Source organism: Propionimicrobium lymphophilum DSM 4903 (genome assembly GCF_000423485.1).
GTDB lineage: Bacteria > Actinomycetota > Actinomycetes > Propionibacteriales > Propionibacteriaceae > Propionimicrobium > Propionimicrobium lymphophilum.
In genome coordinates this window covers 228,943-253,467 of sequence record NZ_AUIB01000001.1, presented here as the reverse complement: position 1 = coordinate 253,467, position 24,525 = coordinate 228,943, and the positions used below count along the sequence as shown (strand labels likewise).

At 56.7% G+C, this 24,525-nt stretch carries 23 protein-coding genes; 3 read left to right on the top strand and 20 right to left on the bottom strand.

Annotation, left to right across the window (positions count from 1 at the left end):
- Positions 1–80 precede the first annotated feature (80 nt).
- The 6 genes from G556_RS0101115 to G556_RS0101090 all read right to left on the bottom strand — a co-directional run bounded on the left by G556_RS0101115 (position 81) and on the right by G556_RS0101090 (position 6,440).
- A complete protein-coding gene (locus tag G556_RS0101115) occupies positions 81–785 on the bottom strand; it encodes an MgtC/SapB family protein (protein ID WP_036915361.1) in 705 nt (234 codons plus the stop codon).
- Positions 782–1,423, bottom strand: a complete 642-nt coding sequence (locus G556_RS0101110) for a hypothetical protein (RefSeq protein WP_028821446.1) — start codon at positions 1,421–1,423, stop codon at positions 782–784. Before G556_RS0101110 ends, G556_RS0101115 begins: the two co-directional genes overlap by 4 nt.
- Before the next feature lie 27 nt (positions 1,424–1,450).
- Positions 1,451–2,530 carry a LacI family DNA-binding transcriptional regulator gene (locus G556_RS09775; protein ID WP_051176518.1) on the bottom strand — a complete coding sequence of 360 codons (1,080 nt, stop codon included), beginning with the start codon at positions 2,528–2,530 and terminating at the stop codon, positions 1,451–1,453.
- A 20-nt stretch (positions 2,531–2,550) separates the two neighbouring features.
- Complete coding sequence (locus tag G556_RS09770) at positions 2,551–3,939, bottom strand: MFS transporter (protein WP_081675465.1); 1,389 nt, start codon at positions 3,937–3,939, stop codon at positions 2,551–2,553.
- Positions 3,940–4,309: 370 nt separating this feature from the next.
- Complete coding sequence (gene groL / locus G556_RS0101095; protein WP_028821445.1) at positions 4,310–5,929, bottom strand: chaperonin GroEL; 1,620 nt, start codon at positions 5,927–5,929, stop codon at positions 4,310–4,312.
- A gap of 223 nt (positions 5,930–6,152) precedes the next feature.
- Complete coding sequence (locus G556_RS0101090; RefSeq protein WP_016456718.1) at positions 6,153–6,440, bottom strand: DUF3263 domain-containing protein; 288 nt, start codon at positions 6,438–6,440, stop codon at positions 6,153–6,155.
- Positions 6,441–6,676: 236 nt separating this feature from the next.
- On the opposite strand from G556_RS0101090, the gene manA reads away from it, so the two are divergent.
- Positions 6,677–7,867 (top strand): mannose-6-phosphate isomerase, class I, encoded by a 1,191-nt coding sequence (manA, locus tag G556_RS0101085; RefSeq protein ID WP_028821444.1) that lies wholly within the window; start codon positions 6,677–6,679, stop codon positions 7,865–7,867.
- Positions 7,868–8,181: 314 nt separating this feature from the next.
- Here the strand turns inward: manA and G556_RS0101080 are convergent, their stop codons facing one another.
- The 12 genes from G556_RS0101080 to dacB all read right to left on the bottom strand — a co-directional run bounded on the left by G556_RS0101080 (position 8,182) and on the right by dacB (position 20,337).
- The gene (locus G556_RS0101080) at positions 8,182–10,692 is read right to left on the bottom strand and encodes an ATP-dependent Clp protease ATP-binding subunit (RefSeq protein WP_016456720.1); all 2,511 of its coding nucleotides are present in this window, start codon (positions 10,690–10,692) and stop codon (positions 8,182–8,184) included.
- 191 nt (positions 10,693–10,883) lie between these two features.
- Positions 10,884–11,219 (bottom strand): histone-like nucleoid-structuring protein Lsr2, encoded by a 336-nt coding sequence (locus G556_RS0101075; protein WP_016456721.1) that lies wholly within the window; start codon positions 11,217–11,219, stop codon positions 10,884–10,886.
- Between the two features lie 186 nt (positions 11,220–11,405).
- Entirely contained in the window at positions 11,406–11,903 is a 498-nt protein-coding gene (gene folK, locus G556_RS0101070; protein ID WP_051176516.1) for a 2-amino-4-hydroxy-6-hydroxymethyldihydropteridine diphosphokinase, read from the bottom strand.
- Positions 11,904–11,917: 14 nt separating this feature from the next.
- A complete protein-coding gene (gene folB / locus G556_RS0101065; protein WP_016456723.1) occupies positions 11,918–12,271 on the bottom strand; it encodes a dihydroneopterin aldolase in 354 nt (117 codons plus the stop codon).
- Positions 12,252–13,073, bottom strand: coding sequence for a dihydropteroate synthase (gene folP / locus G556_RS0101060; protein ID WP_016456724.1), 822 nt, complete (start codon positions 13,071–13,073; stop codon positions 12,252–12,254). The genes folB and folP overlap by 20 nt, the downstream gene beginning before the upstream one ends.
- Positions 13,074–13,085: 12 nt before the next feature.
- Complete coding sequence (gene folE / locus G556_RS0101055) at positions 13,086–13,700, bottom strand: GTP cyclohydrolase I FolE (protein ID WP_016456725.1); 615 nt, start codon at positions 13,698–13,700, stop codon at positions 13,086–13,088.
- A gap of 36 nt (positions 13,701–13,736) precedes the next feature.
- The gene (gene ftsH / locus G556_RS0101050; RefSeq protein WP_028821442.1) at positions 13,737–15,704 is read right to left on the bottom strand and encodes an ATP-dependent zinc metalloprotease FtsH; all 1,968 of its coding nucleotides are present in this window, start codon (positions 15,702–15,704) and stop codon (positions 13,737–13,739) included.
- Between the two features lie 69 nt (positions 15,705–15,773).
- The gene (locus G556_RS0101045; protein WP_024111607.1) at positions 15,774–16,367 is read right to left on the bottom strand and encodes a hypothetical protein; all 594 of its coding nucleotides are present in this window, start codon (positions 16,365–16,367) and stop codon (positions 15,774–15,776) included.
- Entirely contained in the window at positions 16,367–16,918 is a 552-nt protein-coding gene (gene hpt / locus G556_RS0101040; protein WP_016456728.1) for a hypoxanthine phosphoribosyltransferase, read from the bottom strand. The genes G556_RS0101045 and hpt overlap by 1 nt, the downstream gene beginning before the upstream one ends.
- Positions 16,919–16,923: 5 nt before the next feature.
- Positions 16,924–17,898, bottom strand: a complete 975-nt coding sequence (tilS, locus tag G556_RS0101035) for a tRNA lysidine(34) synthetase TilS (protein WP_024111413.1) — start codon at positions 17,896–17,898, stop codon at positions 16,924–16,926.
- A gap of 2 nt (positions 17,899–17,900) precedes the next feature.
- On the bottom strand, positions 17,901–18,902 hold the full coding sequence (locus tag G556_RS09765; protein ID WP_024111485.1) for a zinc-dependent metalloprotease: 1,002 nt from the start codon (positions 18,900–18,902) through the stop codon (positions 17,901–17,903).
- 10 nt (positions 18,903–18,912) lie between these two features.
- Complete coding sequence (dacB, locus tag G556_RS09760; RefSeq protein ID WP_051176514.1) at positions 18,913–20,337, bottom strand: D-alanyl-D-alanine carboxypeptidase/D-alanyl-D-alanine endopeptidase; 1,425 nt, start codon at positions 20,335–20,337, stop codon at positions 18,913–18,915.
- 91 nt (positions 20,338–20,428) lie between these two features.
- Here dacB and G556_RS0101020 point away from each other — a divergent pair, with 91 nt between their 5' ends.
- The gene (locus tag G556_RS0101020) at positions 20,429–20,977 is read left to right on the top strand and encodes an inorganic diphosphatase (protein ID WP_016456732.1); all 549 of its coding nucleotides are present in this window, start codon (positions 20,429–20,431) and stop codon (positions 20,975–20,977) included.
- A gap of 51 nt (positions 20,978–21,028) precedes the next feature.
- On the opposite strand, the gene G556_RS0101015 is transcribed toward G556_RS0101020, so the two are convergent.
- Positions 21,029–22,045 carry an ICP22 family protein gene (locus G556_RS0101015; RefSeq protein ID WP_024111327.1) on the bottom strand — a complete coding sequence of 339 codons (1,017 nt, stop codon included), beginning with the start codon at positions 22,043–22,045 and terminating at the stop codon, positions 21,029–21,031.
- A 115-nt stretch (positions 22,046–22,160) separates the two neighbouring features.
- Between G556_RS0101015 and G556_RS0101010 the strand changes: the two genes are divergently transcribed.
- On the top strand, positions 22,161–23,135 hold the full coding sequence (locus G556_RS0101010; RefSeq protein ID WP_028821441.1) for a hypothetical protein: 975 nt from the start codon (positions 22,161–22,163) through the stop codon (positions 23,133–23,135).
- On the opposite strand, the gene G556_RS0101005 is transcribed toward G556_RS0101010, so the two are convergent.
- Positions 23,132–24,487 carry a flavin monoamine oxidase family protein gene (locus tag G556_RS0101005; protein ID WP_024111387.1) on the bottom strand — a complete coding sequence of 452 codons (1,356 nt, stop codon included), beginning with the start codon at positions 24,485–24,487 and terminating at the stop codon, positions 23,132–23,134. The genes G556_RS0101010 and G556_RS0101005 overlap by 4 nt on opposite strands.
- Between the last annotated feature and the right edge of the window lie 38 nt (positions 24,488–24,525).

Below are 24,525 nucleotides of genomic sequence, written 5' to 3'. Positions count from 1 at the left end.
ATTTTCCTTTTTAGGTATAAACAATTTACCAAAATGATTCATTTACGGAATGCCAAATTTTTTGTGACTTAGTATTCGAATCAATCCAAAAAATCTTCAATTAGCCGCACGGCATGAACATTAGGAGTCTCGGATAGAGCTGCTACGAGTTCAGAAGGTTGTTTACGTTTGTGAGCTTTAACGCTGATGTGAGCTATAACATCGTTGTCTTTCTCAGAAATTGACGATTGAATAGCGTTTACACTCCAACCTGCCTTGGTTACTTTAGATAAGACGACCCTCAGAGCGCCTTTACCCTGCGGATAAGCAACTCTTAAGGTAGCTTCGGGACTCACTCTGGACCGGATACACATGTTCACTATTGGAGCAACTACCCATACGACTACGAAATGAAAACAGGTTCCGGCAAGTCCTAGCCACCACATGCCTGCACCACATGCCATACCGATTGCTGCAGTTTCCCAAATTGTCGCTGCAGTAGTCAGCCCATGTATGGCTCCGTGACGGGTCATGATGATGCCTGCACCCAAAAAGCCAATGCCAGAAACAATCTGGGCAGCCACCCTAGAAGGATCCAAACGAACAACGCCTTCAGCAAGAACATCCATGAAGCCGTACTTTGAGATGATCATCATCAGAGCTGCGGTCATCCCAACGATTGCCTGCGTTCGTAGCCCTGCGCTTTTACCTTGTATCTGCCTCTCCAATCCGATAAGAGCAGAGAGAAATAGCGCTATTAGCAGCAATACGACCTGATTCAAATATTGATTTTCGAAAATGATCATTTCAAATAAAACTCTGCTATTGAGCTAAACACATACGCGCCCTCTTCCGGACGTTGATGGACTGTTACGAGCGCTACATGATCAAGACTCGCGGCGTAGAAGGAGACTGCTCCGGACCTGTGCCTTTTTTCCTCAACGTTCTGAGCCTCAATGGCTTTAGCCAAATCTTCGGAGGAGCCATCTTTCACTCCGTAGCCGAGAGTCAAGTGGGCCCTAGGGACTCCTTCAAAATGGGAAGCCTCTTCACCGAAAATATTCACAGAACACTTACGGACCCCATCAACGAACTCAGTCCATCCACTATCTTTAGTTGCAAAACAGAGGACAGAATCTTTAGTTACTTCGGGGTAGTTAAAGTTGATTTCTGGAATCGGCCACTTAGCAAAGTGCTTACGCAATTCTTTCCCAAAAGCAGGAATTCGATCGCAAATTTCTTTGTCGTCTGCGAAGAACGGAAGCCGTTGGATAGTCGCGTGAAACGAATCGTTAGGTTGCGCAGCACAAACGCTGCTTTCCTGAAGGATTCCTAAATACGGCTGAGCCAACTCGGCAAAGTTTGTCCCGGGCAAGAGATAGGTATGCAATTGCCCTGCCGGATTGTCCCAGTTTTCTTGAGCATATTTAAAAAAATTAAGCATTTTTCACTTCTTGATATCCGAGTTTTGCTACGAAAGCCCAGCTGCTGAATCCAACGTTTCTGATGAAGGCGTAGACCAGGAAGCAATCAAACGACGGTCATTAGTCTGTGTATGATCACAACCGCAAGATGAGCCAATGACAAGATCAAAACCACTCATGGTAGCTCTGGTGAGCTTGGATAGCTCTGGGCTACTCAATATGCTAAAAGCACAATCCGCCATTTCTCCCCATGGTTGACGAATCGACGTCAGCGATGGCGTGGTAAAGCCTGAAGATGATGAGCCATTTAGCGCAACCAACGCCAAGTCTTGTGGGACTTTAAGGTTAATATCGGCACAAGCAGCTAGGACGCCTATCGCCTGACGCTCGTTTCCTGTAACGACCGCATCCGGTATTGTTCCCGCCTCGTAAGCCGTCTTCAGCCACGAATAACCTGCTGCCCTTGAATACGCACGCCAAGATATGTTTTCTGATTCCAAGTCGCTATTCATCGCTTGGCACCAGCCTTTTGCCCTCACGAATGAATTTTTCATTCCTTTCGGGCCAGTCAGCATGGCTATTTTTTTATACCCATGGAGCACTAGATGCCTAGTAAGTGCATACACAGCCTGAGTCTCATCTATACGGACCGATGGGCACCTGAAATCCGAGTCTGCATAGGTTAAGACCACAACAGGTATGTCACTGTCTTCGAACAGATCCAGAGCCAAGTTTTCAACTGTGCCCATGTAAACGACGCCATCAACCTGATGAGAAATCATCAGCTTGAGTAGCTCCCGCTCCCGCGTCGGATCATCAGCCGAATCGCCAAGCATTATCGTCTTGCCCCTGGCCATTACCCTCGCCTGAAAAGCATGAGCTATTTCAGCAATGAACGGGTTAGTAATATTCGGAAGAACCAACCCATAAACATTGCTCTTTCCAGAGGCTAAGACTCTCGCCGCACGATTCGGCTGATATCCCAACTTCTTAACAGCAGCTAAAACTCTTTCTTTAGTTTTTGGGGCGACTGGTCTAGGCCCGTTGTTAAGCGAGTAAGTGACTACCGCAACAGATGTACCAGCTTCTCGAGCTACATCTTCACGGGTCGGCCTTTTGCCCTTCATCTCTACTCCAAAATTAGTGGTTATTTAGCAGGCTTCTTCCAACCATTATTTGCCAAAACCTCAAGTTCCTCTAACGACTTACCTTTTGTCTCCGGCGCGAGGAACAGAGAAACCACCAATCCAATAACGGCTACACCGGCAAATAGCCAGGTAGAGCTAGCCATGCCCCAATTCTCAACCATCATCGGGAAAATACTCACGCCGAGGATGGCTCCGATTCGGCTAATAGAACCAGCGAATCCCGTGCCCGAAGCACGTAGACGAGTCGGAAACAGCTCATTTGGATAGACCATATCTAGAACACCGGGCCCCAAATTCGCTAGCAAGATAGCAGCAGACAGCAAGAAAATCAGAACACCTATAGATGGGTTAGGCATCAGCGCTAAAGCACTTAGAACTACGATCATGCCAACGAAACACCATATGATCTGGGGGCGACGTCCGATCTTCTCAACCGTGTACATGCCGATAGCTGCACCAGCAACGCCCAGAAGGGCGATAATTGAGGAACCAACGTAAGCCAAGATCGTATTGCCCTTAGTGAACGGCTCCAAAATCGAAGGCGTGTACATCTGAATTCCGTAGAAGGATACCGCGAACGCGAACCAGAAAGTGCAGCAGAAAATCGTAGAGCGAATCATGTTCGGGCTAAACAGCTCCCACCAGGTGCCATACAAGCGAGATTTCTTGGCCTCCGACTCGTTCTCAACGTGTTTGGTTTCGTGCTTACCAAAGTAATCACCCTGGATCGCTGTAATAGCTTCCATAACCTTGTTGGCTTCTTCAATCTTTCCGTGCTGGCGTAGCCACCTCGGAGATTCCGGAACCTTGTGACGAAGTACGAGAGTTACAGCCGCCAAGAAGGCACCAAGACCGAGCATCCACCTCCACGCAGATGGACCGATCGGATGCATAACGATTCCAGTTACGTAGGCGAAGAAAGCACCCACTTGCCAAAACAGCGACATCAGAATGATGAACCGACCACGCCGCTTGGGAGCAGTAAATTCAGCAGTGATCGAAGAGGAAATAGGATAATCAGCACCGATAAAAAGCCCAAGCAGGAAACGGGATGCGACGAGTTGCCAAGCGTTCTGAGTTAAAGCCGCCAGCAAAGCAAAAATAACAAAGCCTGACAGGTCAATCATGTACATCTTTCGGCGCCCAAACGCATCAGCTAGTTTTCCGCCAAAGAGCATGCCAAGAAACATACCGACGATTGCAGATGCCGCGACGATGCCCTCTACAGCGCCAGAAATTTCCCATTGCTTCTTGAGACCAGGAAGCGCTACCGCAATAACCGATACGTCAAAACCGTCAAGGAACATTCCGGCTCCAGATAAAACCGCAACCTGTCTTTGAAAGTGCAGACCAGCTTTTTTCTGCTCAGACTGAGTCAATGAGCTCATAGTTATCTCCTCATCGAGAATATTTCCACACGCATTGTCTACGCGCGTAGATAAAGATAGTATCTCAGGCACTCAGTTTCAAGATCAAAAACCTAATTGCCCATTTCGAGAAGCCTTTAAAAGAAGCTTTTTGGGTATTACCCCAGCATTTCGAAGTCAAAGATTCAGCTCAATAACTCGATCTCGAATCCAATTCGCTGGATGCGAAACGATAAATTTTTGTAGTAACAGATTCATGATCAACGGGAACCAAAAAGCTCAACTACGAGCCTTTTGGTTCCCGATATAGTCGCCTAAAATTCACGCCAGGAAACATAAGAGCCGCGGGGCAGCTGCCCCGCGGCTCTTCCAATAGCTTTTAGCAGCAGGTTTAGTACATGCCGCCCATGTCGCCTGCAGCAGCAGGATCCATGGTTACCTTCTCAGGCTTGTCGGCAATAACGGCCTCGGTAGTCAGGAACAGACCAGCAATCGAGGCGGCGTTCTGCAGAGCCGAGCGGGTGACCTTCGTCGGATCCAGGATGCCGGCCTTGGTCATGTTGACGTACTCGCCAGTAGCGGCGTTCAGGCCCTCGCCAGCAGGAAGGTTGCGTACCTTCTCAGCGATGACGCCACCCTCATAGCCAGCGTTAACCGCGATCTGCTTCAGCGGAGCAGCTGCTGCAGACAGAACAATCTGTGCACCAATCTGCTCGTCGTCAGTCAGACCGTCGAGCTTGATGTCCTTGGTCGCCTGAACCAGAGCAACACCGCCGCCAGGCAGAACGCCCTCTTCAACAGCAGCCTTAGCGTTGCGGACGGCGTCCTCGATGCGGTGCTTGCGCTCCTTCATCTCGACCTCAGTAGCAGCGCCAACCTTGATGACGGCAACGCCACCGGCCAGCTTGGACAGACGCTCCTGCAGCTTCTCGCGGTCGTAATCGGAATCGGTGTTCTCGATCTCGGCCTGGATCTGCTTTACGCGGCCCTCGATCTGCTCCTTGTCGCCAGCGCCATCAACGATGGTGGTGGCGTCCTTGGTGACGGTCACCGACTTGGCGGTGCCGAGCAGGCTCAGGTCGGCGGTCTCGAGGCTGAGGCCAACGGTCTCACTGATGACCTGGCCACCGGTCAGAACGGCGATGTCAGCCAGGATTGCCTTGCGGCGGTCGCCGAAGCCAGGAGCCTTAACGGCGACAGACTTCAGGGTGCCACGCAGCTTGTTAACCACCAGGCCAGCCAGCGCCTCACCGTCGACGTCCTCAGCGATAACCAGCAGCGAACGGCCGGACTGCTGAACCTTCTCGAGGATCGGCAGCAGATCCTTCAGAGAAGAAACCTTGCCGTCAACCAGCAGGACGTACGGGTCGTCCAGAACTGCTTCCTGACGCTCAGCGTCGGTTACGAAGTAGCCCGAAATGTAGCCCTTATCGAAGTTCATGCCCTCGGTGAATTCAAGGTCGAGGCCGAAGGTGTTGGACTCGTCAACGGTGATGACGCCTTCCTTGCCAACCTTGTCCATGGCCTCGGCGATTTTCTCGCCAACGTCAGGGTCGCCAGCCGAAATGGATGCGGTCTGAGCGATCTGGTCCTTGGAGTCGATCTCGGTGGCCATAGCCTCGAGCTTCTCGGAGATAGCAGCAACAGCCTTCTCGATGCCGCGCTTCAGCTCAATCGGGTTCGCGCCAGCAGTAACATTGCGCAGGCCCTCGCGGACCATCGCCTGGGCGATAACAGTTGCGGTCGTGGTGCCGTCGCCAGCGACGTCGTCGGTCTTCTTGGCGACCTCCTTGACCAGTTCAGCGCCGATCTTCTCGAACGGATCGGCCAGCTCGATCTCCTTAGCGATCGAAACACCGTCGTTGGTAATGGTGGGGGCACCCCACGACTTCTCCAGGACGACGTTGCGACCCTTCGGGCCAAGCGTTACCTTAACGGCGTCTGCAAGGGTGTTCATGCCCTTTTCAAGGCCCTTGCGCGCCTCGCTATCAAATTCAATTAGCTTTGCCATAGTATCCGGCATTCCTCCGGTTCACAGGATTGCCCTGCAAGTTGTAAATGTCTTTCATCGCGCCCTTGAAAGCTGCCCGCGACGGACGGCCCTTCGGCCTCAGCTATCTCAAGAACTTAGGTGGCACTCTATCCTTTAGAGTGCTAATTCATTTTTAGCACTCTAACCCCTAGAGTGCAAAAAACCCGGCTCGGAAGCCGGGATTTCACAGTTGAACCATAGGTTATCGGGTGCGCAACCTAGAAGCCGAACGATTACGCTGCCTGCTCTCACGAAGCCTGCGCAGCCTCTTGACCAACATCGGGTCGTGCACCAGCGCGGCCGGTTTGTCGATCAGCGAGTTAAGAATCTGGTAATAGCGAGTCGTAGACATGTCGAATTTATCGCGGATGGCCTGATCTTTAGGCAGCTTAGACGTCCACCAAGAACCCTCGAAATCGAGGATTGCGGCGTCCCTAGCGCTCAGCTCGGCCGTCACCTCTTCATATACCTGCGTACTCATAGCCCCCATTGTAGCCAGTTAATAACAATGGTGTAATTCCAGGCCCCACCAACAAGCAATACGCGCCGTTTGGTGTTACCTTGTTTATCTACACAGGTTCGGGTGCCGCAGAAGTCACGCGGAAAACTCAATAGATTTTTGATTTTTATGGAACTTTAAACCGACGCTTTTGGTGACAACACAACTAAGCGTGCAATACTCATTGATTGCTAATCTAAAAATAACGTCGAGGAGGCAGCGCACCGATGCAGCGAATTGTCGGAACTATCCGGCACTACGATTGGGGCTCGACCGACTTCATCGCCAACCTTCTTGGCAATCCAGTCACTGATCAGCCCGACGCAGAATACTGGCTGGGGACGCACCCGTCGTCGCCAACCCAGATTACCGTCGACGGCAAAACCAGCGACCTGCGCACTTACCTGGCTAATAACCCAGGCCTTCTCGGGAATAAGATCCGCGACGAGTTCGGCAACGAGCTGCCCTACCTAGTCAAAATCCTCTCCGCCTCCGTACCGCTAAGCCTTCAGGCACACCCCAACGCCGATGACGCCAAGGCTGGGTTCGAGCGCGAGAATGCCTCCGGCATACCCATCGACGACCCCCGACGCACCTTCAAAGACCCCCGACCCAAGCCGGAGCTGATCGTCGCGCTGACCCCATTCGACGCTCTAGTGGGCTTTCGCGACCCCGCCGAAAGCTATCGGTTGTTCAACGAGATTTGCCGTATCCCTGAGCTTGATTCCGTCATCGGGCCGCTGGAACACCGCAGGGGCAGCGCAGCCCTAGAAGAGGTTTTCCTGGACGCACTGAGCATCGACGAAGAGCGCAAATGGATCGTAAACGAGGTTGTCTCGGCGGCCATCAAGCACGTGGCCGATGCGGGCAAGGTTGGCGAATTCGCCCGCACCACAGTCATGCTCGACGAGCACTTCCCCGGCGACCCGAGCCTGCTGGCTGCCCTGCTGCTAAACCGCAGACACCTGAAGCCGGGCGAGGCGCTGCATGTCTCCCCCGGAACCATGCACGCATATCTGAACGGCTCGGGCGTTGAGGTCATGGCAAGCTCGGACAATGTGCTGCGTGGCGGCCTTACCCACAAGCACATCGACGTCGACGCGCTGGTGCAAGTGGTTACTTTCAAGTCTGATCCGGCGAAGGTGCTGGCGCCTTCCTACGTGCGCGAAGGCGTCGAAACCTACGACTACCCGGACTCCTCCTACTGCGTTTGGAGGATTAACCCGAATGGGCTTGCGATAGAGCTGCCGGCGATCTCCAGCGCCCGCATCCTACTTGCCATAGACGGCAGCATGTTGCTGACCAGCGGCGAGGACCAGACCCGTCTGGACAAGGGACAGGCGGTATTCATTGCAGCCAACGAGGAAGTGAAAGCGGTCGGTGAAGGCTGCGCGTTCCTGACCTCGATCGGAAAATAAAGACATATTAGATCTCGCCTCCCCACCTGGAGGCGAGATCTATTTTTTAATTGTTAGTCACGCTTCCTTGCAGCAAAGACCGGCAACAAACAGGAGCGCCGGCCCGAGAGATAGCGGGATGAGCGGCCAGACATTTTCTTCTTCCTTGAGTTGAATCGGTCACACCCAAGGTCCCAAACAAAGGTTCAGAAATTGTTTCGCGATCTTATCGCCATGGTTAACGGCACTTGGCTTCGCTCGTCAGGCGACCGCTTCGCGGACGAAGCACCTAACAAAAAGCGCCCGGCTAATTGCCGGGCGCTTTTGGCTTGTGCCTAGTTTTCGGTGTTCTCAGGCAGGTGATCGATTTCCTCGAGCTTCGGTGCCGTGCGGAACACGAACGGCTCCGCCGAATCCTTGTCGGCACCCTCTGCGACGTCCACCACGACGATAGAGCCGGCCTTCACCTCGCCGAACAAAATCTGCTCGGCGATCGGGTCCTCGATCTTGCTCTGAATTGCTCGACGCAACGGACGAGCGCCCAGCAGCGGATCGTACCCGATCTCGGCGATCAACTTGCTTGCCGCCGGGGTCAGTTCGATACCCATGTCCCGCTCGGCGAGGCGCTTCTCCACCTGCCCAACCATCAAGGAGACGATATTAGCGATCTCTTCCTCGGTCAGCTGGTGGAATACGACGACCTCGTCGACGCGGTTCAGGAACTCGGGGCGGAAGTGCTGTTTCAGTTCCTCGTTGACCTTGCTCTTCATGGTCTCGTAGTCGTTTCCGGCCTTACCCGAGTTCGAGAATCCGAGGCTAACCGAACGGCTAATGTCCTTCGTGCCAAGGTTAGTGGTCATTACAATGACGGTGTTCTTGAAGTCCACTACCCTGCCCTGGGCGTCGGTCAGGCGACCCTCGTCCAGAATCTGCAACAGAGAGTTGAAGATGTCCGGGTGAGCCTTCTCTATCTCGTCGAACAAGATGACGCTGAACGGCTTGCGACGCACCTTCTCGGTGAGCTGACCGCCTTCGTCGTAGCCGACGTAGCCTGGCGGCGAACCAAACATGCGGGAAGCAGTGTGCTTCTCGGAGTACTCGCTCATGTCCAGAGTGATGAGTGCGTCTTCGTCGCCAAACAGGAACTCGGCTAGTGCCTTGGTCAGCTCGGTCTTACCAACACCGGACGGGCCAGCGAAGATGAACGAGCCGGAGGGACGGTTCGGGTCCTTCAGGCCGGCGCGGGCGCGACGGATGGAACGCGACAGTGCCTTGACGGCCTCGTCCTGGCCGACGTAGCGCTTGTGAATCTCTTCCTCCATGTGGAGCAGCCTGGTGGACTCCTCCTCGGTGATCTGGCTGACCGGAACGCCCGTGGTGGTGGAAAGCACCTCGGCAATCTGCTCCTCGCCGATGACGGCCGGAGTATCGGAATCACCTTCGCGCCAGGCCGACTCGCGCTCATTGCGCTCGGCGATCAGGTTCTTTTCCTGATCGCGCAGGCCAGCTGCACGCTCGAAGTCCTGCTGGTCGATCGCGGCTTCCTTCTCCAAACGAACCTTGGAGATTTTCTCGTCGAACTCGCGCAAATCCGGCGGAGCGGTCATGCGCTGAATCCGCATGCGCGCGCCGGCCTCGTCAATAAGGTCGATGGCCTTATCTGGCAGAAAGCGATCCTGGATATAACGGGCGGCAAGACGAGCCGCGGCCTCCAGGGCGTCGTCAGTGATGGTGATGCGGTGGTGAGCTTCGTAGCGGTCACGCAGCCCTTTAAGTATGTCAACAGTCAGCTCGACGCTCGGTTCGTCGACCTGGATAGGCTGGAAACGACGCTCCAGAGCGGCGTCCTTCTCGATGTACTTGCGGTACTCCTCGAGAGTGGTGGCGCCGATTGTCTGCAGTTCGCCACGGGCAAGCATCGGCTTCAGGATGCTGGCCGCGTCAATTGCGCCCTCGGCAGCGCCAGCGCCAACCAAAGTGTGAATCTCGTCGATGAAAAGCATGACGTCACCACGGCGCTGAATCTCCTTGAGCACCTTCTTCAGGCGCTCCTCAAAATCGCCGCGATATCGGGAACCCGCCACCAACGAGCCGAGGTCCAGCGTGTAGATCTGCTTATTGCGCAGCGTCTCGGGAACATCGCCGCGAACGATCTGCTGCGAAAGGCCCTCAACGACGGCGGTCTTACCGACGCCGGGCTCGCCGATCAGAACCGGATTGTTCTTGGTGCGACGGCTGAGCACCGTCATCACACGCTCGATTTCCTTCTTACGGCCAATGACCGGATCGAGGCGATTCTCCCGAGCAGCCTGAGTCAGGTTACGGCCGAATTGGTCGAGAATACTCGAACCACTGCGCGGGGTGTCCTGCGGAGCCCCAGAGGTAGCCAGGTCTCCCTCGGCACCGCCTTGGTAACCGCTCAGCAACTGCAGCACTGTGCTGCGGACGCGGTTGAGGTCCGCGCCGAGCTTAATAAGAACTGTGGCGGCGACGCCCTCACCCTCGCGGATCAGGCCGAGCAAGATGTGCTCGGTGCCGATGTAGCTGTGGTTCATCTGCAGCGCCTCGCGCAACGAAAGTTCCAGAACCTTCTTAGCGCGCGGGGTAAACGGAATATGACCAGCGGGTTCGGTCTGACCGTGCCCAATCATCTCTTCGACCTGCTCACGAACGGCCTCCAGCGATATGCCGAGCTGCTCCAGCGCCTTCGCCGCAACGCCCTCACCCTCGTGGATCAGGCCGAGCAGCAAATGCTCAGTGCCGATGTAGTTGTGATTGAGCATCTTGGCCTCATCTTGGGCCAAAACGACCACGCGACGTGCACGATCGGTAAATCGCTCAAACAATTTATGACTCCTTGAATAGTCGACTTCGCCTGGAACTTTCCAGGAAAAGTCCAGTTACTCCCAGTGTATTAGGTGACACCTAGAAGGAGAATTACACCTTTTTATAAGGCACGGGATAGCTCATTTGTTCCCGGAGGAAAACAGATGCACACCGCCCTAAGCGGTGTGCATCGAAAAAGATCGGATCCGATTTACTCGGCGCCGCCGTTAGCCTTCTCGTAGGCTTCGCGAACCTCGCTAGGGACTCGGCCACGCGGGGAAACGTCGTAGCCGTTCTCCGTCGCCCACTTACGAATGTCGCTTGCGGCAGGGCCGTCCTGAACACTGCGACGGCCGGTGCTGCGTCGGCCACCAACTCGACGAGCCTTAGCGACCCACTCGTTTAGGCCTTCGCGAAGACGATCGGCGTTTTCCTTGACCAAATCGATTTCGTAATTAACTCCGTCGAGACTGAAACTTACGGTCTCGTCAGCTTCAGTAACCCCATCCAGGTCGTCAATCAAAAGAACTTGTGTCTTCCTAGCCATTATTTTCCTTTATTAAAATCTAAGCTTTTGCATAAAGGCGATCTCTCACCTTTGATAACCCTACGGGTAAACAATAAAACAATTTACACCCAGATATCCAATTTTCACAGTCCCCTGACAGGATTATACATATTTACATCCATCGGCTTAGACATTAATGCTTTAGTAAGCGTCCGACGGGGCGAATTAACGGGGAACTTTTTCAATTCCCCTAACGTCTAGTTGATTTATCAAATCAATAATTCGCCCCTGCGGCAATAGGGCCTCTGGCTCAATCTCGGCCCAAGGCACTAGAACAAACCCGCGTAAATGAGCCGCAGGATGGGGCAGAGTTAATTCTGCAGAGTGACTTTCTAAATCATCAATGACAATTAAATCGATATCCAAAGTCCGCGGCCCCTTGGGACGACTAGGGTCCCTAAGCCGCCCATGCTTCTTTTCTATCGCCTGCGTCCTGCGCAGGAGAGTCAGGGGGGTGAGTGTGGATTGGACGCGAACCGCCACGTTGAGGAAATCCGGCTGATTTTCGTCTCCGACGGGCTTCGTGCGATAAAACGAAGAAACGGCATCGACGTCCAAACCAGGGGTTTGCTCGAGTTCTTTAATTGTGGCAGTAATGGTAGCTAAACTATCGCCCTGATTTGATCCGATTGAAAATATGCACTTTTGGGGCAAATTAATCACCTTATAATTAGCTATTACCGCTGCGCACCTATAGAAACCTGCACGTCATCGAATTCTAATTTCATCGGCGCATTCGGCTTATGAACGGTGACATTAGCAGCCAACACTTTCGGATCGGCCATAATCTGATCCAGCAATTTCTTGGCAAGCGTTTCGATAAGATCTACGGGCTCGCCTTCCACTACGGCCAAAAGTTTTCTAGCTATCTGCCCGTAATCCACAGTTTGAGTCAGGTCGTCGTCTTCGGGAGTCTTAATTTTCAATTCCGCGTCGACTATGAATTCCTGCCCTTCCCTGCGTTCGTATTCATATACCCCGTGATAACCGGTGGTTTTTAGGCCTAAAAGTTTAATTATTGTGTGTTGCATCGTTAACCATTCTTAAATGTGCCACGACGTCCACGGCGTCCCGTTGCGCCTTGACCTCGTGGGTGCGGACGGCCCACACGCCAGCCTGGGCGCAGATGGTGGTTATCGCAGCGGTGGCTGCGTCTCGCTGTTCGGCGGGACGCTGGCCGATAGCACCTGCCAGGAACCGCTTCCGGCTGGCGCCGATCAGCAGCCGGTAACCCATCGAGTTGAAAAGACCCAGGTTGCCCATGAGCAGCCAATCTTGATCTCCGGTCTTGGCGAAGCCTAGGCCGGGATCGGCGATGATTTTCTCGGAGGCGATGCCCGCCTGCTCGCAAACCTCGATGCGCCTGGCCAGCTCGTCGTAAACCTCACGGACGACATCGACGTAGACGGCATGCTCATTCATCTGGTCGCCGTATCCGCGCCAGTGCTGGCAGATGTATTCGCAACCGGCATCCGCGACAACCTGATGCATTCTTTCGTCGGAAAGACCGCCAGAGACATCGTTGATGATGGTGGCCCCCGCCTCGAGCGTCGCTTCCGCCACCTTCGCGCGCATGGTGTCGACGCTGATCGGAACGTGCTTGGCAAGTTCTCGAACCACCGGAACAACCCGCTTTAATTCCTCGTCCTCGCTGGGTCTGGTTGCCCCCGGACGGGTCGATTCGCCGCCGACGTCGATGATGTCGACGCCGTCTGCGATCATCTCCATGCCGTGAGCGATCGCGGTGTCCGTAGAGGCCCAGCGGCCACCGTCGGAAAACGAATCGGGCGTGACGTTAAGAATGCCCTGAACCAGGGTGCGCTGATAAGACATCTTGGCTTTCTTCTAGTTGTGGCCGAGCACGAGGCTCATCGCCTCCGCCCTAGTGGCGGCGTTACGCAGCTGTCCCCTGACAGCGGACGTCACGGTCTTGGAACCGGGCTTGCGCACACCGCGCATTGTCATGCAGTTGTGTTCACATTCGAGGACGACCAACACGCCCTTTGCCCCGAGCGTGTGCTCGAGTTCGTCGGCGATCTGAGTGGTGAGCCGCTCCTGAACCTGTGGGCGACGTGCGAACACCTCGACCAGCCTAGCCAGCTTGGACAGGCCGACGACCCGCCCGCTGGCGGGTGGGATGTATGCGACGTGGGCGAAACCGTGGAACGGCAGCAGGTGATGTTCGCACATCGAATGCACGTCGATGTCTTTGACCAGCACCATCTCGTCGTGGCTGGCGTCGAAGGTGGTCTCCAACAACTCTTTGGGGTCTTGGCTTAGCCCAGCAAAAAGCTCCGCACATGCCCTGGCGATGCGTGCCGGAGTTTCCTTAAGACCATCGCGGTTCGGATCCTCACCGATGCCCTGCAGGATCTCTTTTACTCCGTGCTCGATCAGCGAATAATCGAAGCCGCCCTCGACCCGCTTGACCGCTCGGCGCGCCTTAGCGTTACTACTCATTTTCCACTCCAGACGTCCCCCACATGAATACTAACCCTACTCGGCGCGGCTAGGCAGGCTTGGCGTGACGGGAGGAACCGTCGACGGAACCCGCCTGCTGGAACCAGTAAATGCGCCTCGCTTCGGGTGACGCTGCAGGTCCTTGAAGATCTCGGCCACCTCGGCCTTGGTGAGCGTCTCCCTTTCCAGCAGCTGACGCACAAGTTCGTCGAGAATGTGCCGGTTGGCGACGAGCGTGTCGAAGGCCTCCTGATGGGCGTTCTCCAGGATTTCGGCCACCTGATCGTCGATGGCTGCCGCCGTCTGATCGGAATAGGGACGCGAATTCTGCGTCGCGGACATGCCCATGAACGGTTCGGAAGTTTCATCGCCGCCGAGTTTGACGGCGCCGAGTTTCTCCGTCATGCCGAACTGCGTGACCATTTTTCGGGCCAGCGTGGTTGCCTTATCGATGTCGTTCGCGGCGCCCGTCGTCGGATCGTAGAACACCAGCTCCTCGGCCGCTCGACCGCCCATCATGTAGGCGAACTGATCAAGCAGCTCCCCGCGGGTCTGCGAGTACTTGTCGTTGTCCGGTAGCACCATAGTGTAGCCGAGTGCCCGACCGCGAGGAAGAATCGTGATCTTCTGCACGGGATCAGTGCCTGGCATGGCGGCTGCAACCAGCGCGTGACCGCCCTCGTGATAGGCAGTGATCAGGCGCTCGCGATCGTCGAGCAGCCTGGTGCTGCGCTGCGGACCTCCGATGACCCGGTCGATCGCCTCGTCGATCTCGGTATCGGTGATCAGTGAAAGGTCGTAGCGAGCGGTCAACAGGGCCGCCTCGTTCAGAACATTCGCCAGATCCGCGCCCGTGAACCCGGGCGTGCGTTGGGCGACGCCACTCAAATCCACCGATTCGGCCAGTGGCTTGCCCACGGCGTGCACCTTCAGAATCTGCAGGCGCCCGTTCAGGTCCGGTGCCTCGACGGCGATCTGCCGATCGAAACGACCAGGACGCAGCAGAGCAGGATCGAGAACATCGGGACGGTTGGTGGCAGCGATCAAGATCACGTTCGTCTTGGCGTTGAAGCCGTCCATCTCAACCAGCAGCTGATTCAGCGTCTGCTCTCGCTCGTCGTGACCGCCGCCCATGCCGGCACCACGGTGGCGGCCGACCGCGTCGATCTCGTCGACGAAGATGATGGCGGGAGAGTTCTCCTTCGCCTTGGCGAACAGATCGCGCACTCGGCTGGCGCCGACACCGACAAACATCTCGACGAAATCAGAACCGGAAATCGAGTAGAACGGCACACCTGCTTCACCAGCGACGGCCCTGGCCAAAAGAGTTTTACCAGTTCCGGGAGGCCCGTATAGCAGCACGCCGGCGGGCACGCGGGCTCCGACACGACGGAACTTATCCGGGTTGGATAGGAAGTCGCGAATCTCCGTCAACTCGCTGATTGCCTCCTCGCAACCTGCGACGTCGGAAAACTTATTCTGGGGCATGTCCGGATCTATCAGCTGCGCCTTGGATTTACCGAAGCTAAGCGGGTTGCCCATACCGCCCGCAGCCGACGAGCGCGACAGGTAAAAGACCAGGAAAATCAATAGCAGAATAGGCAAACCCATGTAGAGCAGAATGATGCCGAAGGAATCACCCGAAGTGATGCCCTCCCAAGTTTTAAGGGAGCCCGCACGAACTCGCGAATCTAGCCGCTTGGATAGGCCCTCTGCCTGCCCCTCCAGGTATGTCGACTGGTACTTCTTGCCGTTAAGCATGTCGATACGGATGGTCTGGTCGCCGGCAGTCATCGTCACTTGCCGGATGGGATCCGTGCCGTCGATCACCTGAACCGCCTTGGACGTCGGCACCTTCTCGTAGTTGGCGCTCACGATCACCTTTGGAACGATCAGGAAAGCGAGCACGACGACGATCGCGACCGCGATTATCGATCGCCGGAGAACGCGCTTGTCATTCTCCGGAGAGTTGTTGGGGGCCTCGTTTCGTTGGGCTTTAGGCATGTCCTACAGTTTTCCACAATGACGGCGAAATTGCTTCAGCGTATTCCCTTTTGAAACTTAACCGAGAGGTTATTGGCGCCCGGACACCGCACAGACAACACTCGGCTCGGGTAGCGGCAACTCGATTGCACCATCGGGGCGTGGACATTCTTGCGCCGACGACGCCAACTTCTGCACCTTCAGATAATGTTCGGAACGACAGTCGGTTTGTTTCCAGACGGAAAGTTTGTCTGAAACGTAGCAGGCGCCCTTTTCGAACTGCGGCGCAAGGCACAGGGAGCGGCGCACCCCGTCGCCAAACAGCTTCGGGCTGTAATACTGCCAATACCAGTCGCTCGGACAGGTGAGGTTGTCGCCGCCCTCGGACGCCACCTTGAATTTGAAGCCCCCAGATTGGCAATCCACCTTCAGGTGGGCAACTTCAGAAGGACCCTCGGGAGCCGGATTCTGGTCTGGTTTTGCCGCGAAAACCATGCAATCGCCAGGCTGCAGCCGCGAGAACTGTGTCTTCTCGAGTTGTTCCTCGGGGCCGATTTCCACCATTCCACTTTGCGCGGAGAGCAGAACGCCGAGGCCGCAGACCGCAATCAGAACGAGCCCGATCAGAACGCCGAAGAGCGCTTTCGTGAGTACACCACGCGGCTGCTTGCCTGAACGATTCATTAGCTATAAACGTGCGGAGCGAGAGTCGCCAGGTCGCGCAGGTTGCGGTAGCGTCCGTCGTAATCCAAGCCGTAGCCGACGACGAACTCGTTGGGGACGTCGTAACCGATGTACTTGACGTCTACTTCGCAATCGATGGCTTCCGGCTTGCGGAACATGGTCATGATTTCCAGGCTCGCGGGCTCGCGGGAAAGCAGGTTTTGCACGAGGTAGCTGAGGGTCAGACCGGTGTCGATGATGTCTTCCACGATAAGCACGTCCCTGCCGTGGATATCGGTGGATAGGTCCTTCAGGATCCGGACCACACCGGAGCTCTGAGTGCCTGCGCCGTATGACGAGATTGCCATCCAGTCGACGCTGCAGTGGCTCTTCATGGCCCTGGTCAGATCGGAAACGGTGATCATGGCGCCGTTCAAAACGCCAACGATGAGGGGTTCGCGCCCCTGGTAATCGGCGTCAATCTGCGCTGCGACTTCTTCGATGCGGTCTTCTAGCTGCTGCTGAGTGTAAAGAACGTGATCAAGATCTTGGCTAATGTCTGTTGCTTCCACTTCGCTTACCTTACCGCCTGCAACCTGCCTTGTGCACGCCGAATTCGAACTGAACCCGGCAAATCCACCCCGCGCTGCCCCTTCCAGGCGCTGACAAGGCGAAAAACCGCCTCAACGTGGTCGAAACCAACCTCTTCGATGCCCAGATGATTCAGCCAACGCCTGAGCACGCGCGTCGCGATGGCGGGGTGTAGACCAGCTAGCTGTTCGACGGATATCTCGTCGCCAGGGTTAGGAAGTTCCCTTTCCGCCACTGCATCCAGATAGTCCGCGTCGCGTCCGGCCATGGTCGCCGTCCTGGCAAGCGCCTGGGTGAAGCCCGGCCCGAGATCCTTCTCGAGGGTCGGCAGGGAAGATTTCCGGGCCCGTACTCGGGCAAAACGATCCTGAGCATTCTGCGGATCGTCCCAAAAGTCGATCCCCCAGTCCACCGCAGCCTGACGCAGCGTCTGGGCGCGCAGCCCCAACAGCGGCCTAACCACTCTGGTTTCGCCGCGCATAGATTCGACGGCCATACCTGCCATTGACCTGGTTCCAGACCCCCTTGACAGCCCGAGCAGAACCGTCTCGGCCTGGTCGTCCATGCTGTGGGCCAGAAGCAGCATCCCTTTGAAGTGGTCGGTGAGCGCCGCGTATCTGGCATCGCGGGCGGCGGCCTCCATGCCAACGCCATCGTCGACGACGTTGACACGCTCGACTCTGGCGGGCAGGCCGATGTTTCGCAGTTGTTGAGCGGCGTATTCGGCGACCTTTCCGGAGCTCTCTTGGAGCTGGTGATCGACGATCATCGCCTCCACCTTGGCCTCCGGCAGGCTACGCTGCTTGACGTGCGCGCAAGCAGCGGCCAGGCTCATCGAGTCCACCCCGCCCGAAACCCCGATGCGCACCGGCGCAACAGGATATTCGCATGCTGCCTCTAACCAAGCTCGCACGGCTTGCACAACCGCCAAGCAGGACGGGCTCAGATTACGAAATGCCATTGTTAGTCGACCTGCGGGTAGGCAACCCTGGTTAGCCAGCGCATGGGCGCTTTCAGTTCGTCGGCAGTTGGCAGATTTTCGGGCTTTTCCCAAACCAGGTTTAGGCCCTCGACGCCAACCTCGTCGATTGCCGCGCGGCAGAACCTAGCGCCGTCTTGATACTGGGCGAGTTTAGCGTCCATGCCGAGCAGGCGGTTCAGCAGCGCCTTAAAGATGTTCTTGGAGTGCATCGCGGATTTTCGACGATTCTGAAAACGTCGCCTGATTGTGCGCACCGACGGCACGGTCTGGGCGCCGACGGCGTCCATCATGAAGTCGGCGTGTCCCTCAAGTAGCCCCATGATGGCGTTGATGGAGTCCAGCTTTTTCGCAAGCTGCGGGCTGAGCGCGGCCTTGATGGCATCCAGACTGTTAGCCTTCTGCTTTTGCACCTCGCGCAGCTTGGCGACGTCGAAGTTCAACTTTTCGTCGTCCTCGAGCACCTCGTTGATGAGCGCCACCAGATACTCGCGCAGCCAAGGGGCGTTTGCGAATTGAACACGGTGGGTCTGCTCGTGCAGCGCCACCCAAAGCCTGAAGTCTTGCGGATTAACCTTCAGTTCTTCCTCCACCTGGACGATGGTCGGGGCGTTGAGCAGCAGCATCGGGCGATCGGCATATGGCACGTACTGGCCGAGGATCCTTGGGGCGAGCAGCGCTAGAGCTCCGCCCAGCGTGACTGCCCTGCTGGCCTCGCTGAGCTTTCCCAGCAGACCGCTTTCGGCGTCGCCCATGATGTTCTTAGCCGTCGCCACGTTGGCCTCGACCATGGCCTTACGGTCGACCACGAGCTCGAGGACATCGCCGGTCTCGGGCAGCTGCGTCACCTCTGTGATGATCGGCAGCGCCTTGCGGGCCGCAGCGCGGATCTCCCCGACTGCCTTGTTGTTCATCATCGGGTCGCCGGGTTTGCCGATAGGGACGATGGCCTTGCCGAAGTCCGCTGCTAGCTGCCAATTAATCATGTTTACAAGATTAGCCAGCGGCGCAATTGCATGCGGCCAACGACGAGGCAACGTGGTCGAACCAGCCCCTCGGGTCCTGGTCTTCCGGCAAATCGTTGCCGATCAGCGCAAACGCCACCAGCGAACCGTCGCGGGTCGGGGCGTAGCCGGCCAGCGCGGAAACCCGATCCAGGCTTCCAGTTTTAGCTCGTACCACGCCTCGTCCCGCGGTGCTTGCCTCGTCGGCGAACCTGATTGCCATCGTCCCGGTGGAGGCGGCCGCAGGCAGCACCTCTAAAAGCGGACGAATTTTAGGGTTATGCTGGGCGATCTGCAGGCCTTTTACCAGGTTACCGGTGGCGATCTTGTTGTCTTCCGATAATCCAGAACCGTCGTGGATGGCCTGCCCGTCGCTCCACAAGCCCAGCTCGTTCAAATTGGTGGTTTGGGCGCTAGCCCCACCCTCGAAGCTGCCCGGCTGCCCCGACGCGAGCGCGATCTGCCGGAACAGCACTTCGGCGAGGTAGTTGTCCGAATGCACGTTCATGCGCTCCAGGATGTTGAACAGCGGGACGCTCTGCACGCTTGCGACGGCCTCTCCAGTCGGCTGCTCGGCGCGGGAGACGTCGTCGCCGACATCGATGCCGTTGGCCCGCAACTGATCCGCGAAGATAAGCGCCGCAGACATGGCCGGATCAGCCTGATCCGAATGTTCCTTTGGCTTGCCCAAATCTACGGCCAAGGCGCTCACCTGTGAAACCCACTGGTGGTAGCTATCGTCCCAGGATGGCTGCCAGCTCGGCCCGGAGAAAAGCGAGTCGTCGAAGGCAAGCTTCACGCGCGTCGCGTCTCGCTGCTTCAGCCCTGCAGCGGTGTCAGCTGCCAGATGCGCCAGATTCGGCAAGTCGATCTCCTTCGCGTACGGATGCGAATCCGGGCTGGACGCGAGAAGTGGATCTCCGCCACCCTTCAGCGTCACGGTGGCGCCGTCGAAAATAACGCTCGTCGTGAACCTGGCATCTGCGGAGTATTTATAGAGCGAGCCGATGCTCGTCATCAGCTTCATCGTTGAAGCCGGGGTCAGCGCACGTTCGGAATTGTTTGAATAGCTAAGTCCATCGCCGTTCAGATCGCCGGCGGCAGCGCTGATCGTACCCTCACCAGGCCCGACGGCCTCGATGGCCGCCTTGATGGCATCGGCGGAGGCCGGCTTCGATTCGTCAAAAATATCGGGACCGATCAGCCCAGCCTTGCCTGCGCCAGGCTGCAGCTCGTCTATAGGCAGATTCGTAATCGTGGGTTCGCCGTTCGAAATCAGCCAACCTTTAGCGCTAGCCAGAGGCAATGTGCCGATCGCCGCGGTTGCCAACAACCCCACCGTAACCAGCCAAGCAACCCACCCAGGACTCAACTTACGAGAAGATTTTTGGCTGGAATCGGTAGAGAGTCGTCGCATTTTTCGTATCACTCCCGAAAAAAAGGTACGTTAAGGATCAGAATACTTTTTTAAAGGCAACAGGGAAACCTCAAAGCGAAGGATGGCCGTTGTGACCGACGATTTCCGCAAGGTGGAGACAAAACCCCTTTCGGCCCTTACTTTCGACATGACCGTCGAAATCCCAAGGGGCACCAAAAACAAGTACGAGATGGACCACAATTCGGGGCGCATCAGGCTGGACCGGACTCTCTTCACGTCCACTCAGTACCCCTACGATTATGGCTTCATTGAAGGCACCCTCGGCGAAGACGGTGACCCTCTAGACGCCATGGTCATCCTTCCCGAATCCACCTTCCCGGGCTGCCTGGTTGAATGCCGCGCAATCGCGATGTTCCAGATGCAAGACGAGATGGGTGGCGACGATAAGGTGCTGTGCATCCCCACAGCCGACTCCCGCCGCGACTACATGGACGACCTGGACGACATCCCCGAGTTCATGCTGCTGGAGATTGAACACTTCTTCACCGTCTATAAAGACCTAGAGCCCGGTAAGTCGGTCGAGGGCGCAACCTGGGTTGGCCGCGCCGAAGCTGAAAAGGAGGTGCTCGCCTCGCTCGAACGCGCGAAGGGCACCCCGTACGAACACATGAGCATTTAACTTTTAAAAAATTAAGCCCCAGGCGATCGCCTGGGGCTATTTTTTATCCTGCTATCTGGTCACCCAAACGGCGATTTCCTGACTATCGTCAGTTCCTTTGCAGGTGACTGCCTTATCGACGGCACAGCTGAGCTCGAACTCCTGCTTCTCCTCGCCGATGGTCACCTTGATCGTCTTGGGCTTCGTGATTTCTTTGACTTGATCGGCGGCGGCCTTCGCCAGCTCGCATGAGGTGTGTTCTCCCGCCCATACGCCGCCATCGCATTCCTTGGCGCCCTCGTCCATGTCCATGTCAGGACGATTCGCCGTGCTCGACGGCTCAGGGGCAACCGACAGCGTGCTTTCCGGCAGCGGCCTGTTGCCGAGCAGCGTCTTATCCAGGTTGATTAACTGGGCCATCAGGACGCCGGAAAAAGCTATCGCCAAGAACAAGATGATCAGCGCCGCCGTGACCTTCTGCCTCGGGACCCGCTCGGGCTCCAGCCCCAAACTGCGTTCGACCGCGCGAATGTTCTCGGTGCTGGGGTTGCGCACTTCGTCAAAGGTGGCCTGAAACCTGTCGTTAACCACCGCGAACTTCGCCTTAGCATTCTCGCGGGTTGAGGCGAATCGAGACTCCTTATCCTCCGGCTCTTCCTCATCTTCCTCAACGTCGACGGCCTCATTGTCGCTTTCCGAATCTTCGCCAGCTACAGATTCGCTATCTGCTGTGCCTTCATCGGGCTCTCCCTCATCTGCGGCATCTTCTTGCTGGTTTTGGTCGGGCTCTACTGAATCTTCCTCGGAGGGCTCTGTCTCGGCCTCGTCGTCTGAATCCCCTTCGCCAGGCGGGGTTTCCTCGCCAAGGCCAGTGGCTTCCACTGCGGAATCTTCAGCGTCATCGGCGGGCGAATAGGAGCCCTCTACCGAATCGTCGCCCTCATCGGCTTGCTCACCCTCGGAGCCTTCGTCCTGATCTAGGATTTGCGGGACGAAATCCGGGTCCAATTTAGGGTCGATGAGACGTATCGCGCCAGGAGAGTTCAAGGAGGCCGAGCACACAGCGCATTCGACGTCGCTGATCCCCACATGACTTCCGCAGCGAGAGCAGAACATCCTTACGGCCTCTTTTCGTTCTATAATCTGTGAAACTTGAGATTACCTTAATTAATAATCATTGAACCACCGACCGGCTACGAGACAGATGAGCAGAGCAAAAAAATTCGACAACGCACGCAAAACCAGGCTCGGCAAACTACGCGTGCCCGCCTGGTTTAAGAACGCGCCGCTTTGGCTGCTCGTTTTCGTCATGGCACTCATGCTGCTACTCGCAACCGTCTACGGCGCATCCAAATCCGGTGACGGCCCAGAGCCGTCCCCCACCACCACGCCGTCGCAGATCTATGAGGCCGAACCCGAACCCAACCCGAACATGGTCGAAGCCCCCGACCAACCCGAAATTCTCAAGGCAATAGCGGCCATCGAGGAATCCGGAGAGATGGAGGTCGGCGTCGCAATCTCGGCCATCGGCACCGTCGAGACCCGTCCACAGGACACGTGGAGCGGAGGCACCATAGTCAGCGGCCCCGCCTGGGCCACCGCGACGATACCCGCCGCAATCGCCATCCTCGACGAGGCCAAACAGCCCGAAGATCGAAAGTACATGTTCGAGAAATCTTTCGTGGAGGGCTCCCCAGCGGGCGACGACGCGTTGTGGGCCTACCTGGGCACCCACGATCAGGCGGTCTCCAAAACCCTGCGAATTCTGCACCGCTACGGCGACTGGGGCACAGCCATCCCCTCCGAGGAAGAGGCCGAAAGCCATCCCTATAGGCAGGTCCTCTGGCCGCTAAAAAATCAATCGGAGTTCATGGCCGAAGTGCAATGCGATTGGGTGCACACGGTGCCAGTCATGGCAAAAATGGACGAGCCGACGAATTCCCCGATCGGATTGCAGACCATCCCCAGGTCATTCAGTAAGAGCGGCGACGGCACTAAAGACGGCGTCTTCTCGCTTCGCCAGACCGGCCTGATCGATCTTTCAGACGGCACACCCGTCGCCGTGACGATAATGGTCAACAACAAAACCGGCGACAAGGAAGCCACCCGCGACGCCCTGACCACGCTGGCCAAAACGGTTGCGAGCCAGGCTAAGGGATTCGTTAGGCCGAGCTGCTAAGCCAGTTCCGAATCGATCTTCTCGACCTCGCCCAGGGCCGAGCGAACCGCGCCCTCCATGTAGCCGTTGAACTTCTCTGCGTACTCACAGCCTGCGAAGTGGATCGGACCAACCGGCTCGGCAAGCTGAACGCCGTCGGCAGTCCAGATGCCGGGAGAGAAGTGGGCGCCGTGGCAGCCCTCGCTGTACTTCTCCTTGCCCCAAGGCAGATCGATGTAATCGTGCTGCTGCTTAGCTTCTTCGCCGAGCATCGCGGAGAGTGCCTTCGTGAAGATTCGATCGCGGAGAGTGACAGAGCGGTTACACAACGTGTCCGCCTCAGACCCCGTGAAGAATCCCATGATCACGCCAACGCCGTGCCCCTCATCGGTTGTGTCGAACGTGACGCGAACCGCGCCGCTGTCGGAACTAGCCTGGCCAGAAAGGCCCTTCTCGCGCCACCAAGGCTTGTCGTAGATGATGTGGGCCTTGATGACGTTGCCCGGCAGCGTGTTCTGCACAACCTCGTCGCGCCAGGCCGGCAGCCTGGGAGAGTATTCCAGCCGCTGCGCCAGCCACGGCGGCAGGGTGTTCAAAAGTTTGCGTGCCGAGAACTGACGACCGTCGGCTAGGAAGCAGGTCACCGAATTGTTTTTCCACTCGACCTTGGTCACCTCGGCGTTCAGATACAGCTCGTCATCGGACAGCTCGTCTGCGAGCTTGTCTGTTAGCTGCTGCATGCCGCCGCGCAAACGAACCTGCCTGATGCCACCGTTGACTGCGAAGATCGACTCCATGTCGATACTCTCGGGAGAGTAGCCGAGGGCATCACGCAGGTTAGGATCCTCGATCTTTTCTCGCATCGCGAGGCTAACCAGCGAGAGGAATTCCTTCTTGGCGCCGGGAGTACGCAGATTGGTCTGGGTCCAGCGCTTCAGGCTCTGGTCGAGCCACCTGTGGTTTGATTGCGCCCAGGCATGGTCCTTGTCAAGCAACTCAGCGAGTCGGCTAAATCTGACAAGTCCGCGCCCCAGATCGGAGATCTCGAATGGTGAGAGTGCCTTAGTGCGATTGTCGTCCTTGGTTGAGACGAATTGGTGCCCACCAGCGCGAATAACTGCGTTGTCGGTATCGGCCGGAATCTCCTCGAAGCCGAACTCGGCGACGAGTTCCTCCATCATGTCGAAACCGCCCGCCAACCACTGACCGCCATGTTCGATGACGTGGTCTTTGACCATCACGGTCTGGATACGGCCACCTGTGCGTTCGCGAGCCTCGAGCACGACGACGCTGCGACCGGCTTCCTTCAGCTTGCGAGCGGCGAAGAGCCCAGCGATTCCTGCCCCGATAATTATGCAATCAACCACCTTCATAAGTTTACCTAACCATCTGGAGGGGGCGGCACGGAGTC

Excerpts from the sequence above, each read along its gene's own strand:
- G556_RS0101115 (WP_036915361.1), bottom strand. The coding sequence starts at position 785 with ATGATCATTTTCGAAAATCAATATTTGAATCAGGTCGTATTGCTGCTA.
- G556_RS0101110 (WP_028821446.1), bottom strand. The coding sequence starts at position 1,423 with ATGCTTAATTTTTTTAAATATGCTCAAGAAAACTGGGACAATCCGGCA.
- G556_RS09775 (WP_051176518.1), bottom strand. The coding sequence starts at position 2,530 with ATGAAGGGCAAAAGGCCGACCCGTGAAGATGTAGCTCGAGAAGCTGGT.
- G556_RS09770 (WP_081675465.1), bottom strand. The coding sequence starts at position 3,939 with ATGAGCTCATTGACTCAGTCTGAGCAGAAAAAAGCTGGTCTGCACTTT.
- groL (WP_028821445.1), bottom strand. The coding sequence starts at position 5,929 with ATGGCAAAGCTAATTGAATTTGATAGCGAGGCGCGCAAGGGCCTTGAA.
- G556_RS0101090 (WP_016456718.1), bottom strand. The coding sequence starts at position 6,440 with ATGGGGGCTATGAGTACGCAGGTATATGAAGAGGTGACGGCCGAGCTG.
- manA (WP_028821444.1), top strand. The coding sequence starts at position 6,677 with ATGCAGCGAATTGTCGGAACTATCCGGCACTACGATTGGGGCTCGACC.
- G556_RS0101075 (WP_016456721.1), bottom strand. The coding sequence starts at position 11,219 with ATGGCTAGGAAGACACAAGTTCTTTTGATTGACGACCTGGATGGGGTT.
- folB (WP_016456723.1), bottom strand. The coding sequence starts at position 12,271 with ATGCAACACACAATAATTAAACTTTTAGGCCTAAAAACCACCGGTTAT.
- folP (WP_016456724.1), bottom strand. The coding sequence starts at position 13,073 with ATGTCTTATCAGCGCACCCTGGTTCAGGGCATTCTTAACGTCACGCCC.
- folE (WP_016456725.1), bottom strand. The coding sequence starts at position 13,700 with ATGAGTAGTAACGCTAAGGCGCGCCGAGCGGTCAAGCGGGTCGAGGGC.
- ftsH (WP_028821442.1), bottom strand. The coding sequence starts at position 15,704 with ATGCCTAAAGCCCAACGAAACGAGGCCCCCAACAACTCTCCGGAGAAT.
- G556_RS0101045 (WP_024111607.1), bottom strand. The coding sequence starts at position 16,367 with ATGAATCGTTCAGGCAAGCAGCCGCGTGGTGTACTCACGAAAGCGCTC.
- tilS (WP_024111413.1), bottom strand. The coding sequence starts at position 17,898 with ATGGCATTTCGTAATCTGAGCCCGTCCTGCTTGGCGGTTGTGCAAGCC.
- G556_RS09765 (WP_024111485.1), bottom strand. The coding sequence starts at position 18,902 with ATGATTAATTGGCAGCTAGCAGCGGACTTCGGCAAGGCCATCGTCCCT.
- dacB (WP_051176514.1), bottom strand. The coding sequence starts at position 20,337 with ATGCGACGACTCTCTACCGATTCCAGCCAAAAATCTTCTCGTAAGTTG.
- G556_RS0101010 (WP_028821441.1), top strand. The coding sequence starts at position 22,161 with ATGAGCAGAGCAAAAAAATTCGACAACGCACGCAAAACCAGGCTCGGC.
- G556_RS0101005 (WP_024111387.1), bottom strand. The coding sequence starts at position 24,487 with ATGAAGGTGGTTGATTGCATAATTATCGGGGCAGGAATCGCTGGGCTC.